Source organism: Klebsiella sp. K47 (assembly GCF_051858335.1).
GTDB lineage: Bacteria > Pseudomonadota > Gammaproteobacteria > Enterobacterales > Enterobacteriaceae > Klebsiella > Klebsiella pneumoniae.
The window spans coordinates 1-231 of sequence record NZ_JBPYUI010000308.1 but is presented as its reverse complement, the minus strand read 5'-3'; the positions used below and the strand labels follow the sequence as shown (position 1 = coordinate 231).

The window sequence follows — 231 nt, the reverse complement described above, 5'->3', positions numbered from 1 at the left end:
GCGCTCGGTGAGGTCCGGTTTGCGCAGCGTGTGATACAGCGAGAACAGCTGGGTGGGCGAGCGCTGTTCCGGCTCGACGCCGCCCGTGGGCACCTTGCGCTCTTCGGCTGGGGTCAGCAGCTTGCCGGTGCGACGGTCGAGGATGTACATGTCGCCCTGCTTGGTCGGCAGCAGCAGGGCCGGGACTTTGCCGGCGGCGGTCGGGTAGTCGATCAGGGTCGCCTGCGAGCC

At 69.3% G+C, this 231-nt stretch carries 1 pseudogene; it reads right to left on the bottom strand.

Annotation, left to right across the window (positions count from 1 at the left end):
• Positions 1 to 231 (bottom strand): annotated as a pseudogene (locus RRF55_RS28155) (membrane-bound PQQ-dependent dehydrogenase, glucose/quinate/shikimate family); the annotation flags it as partial.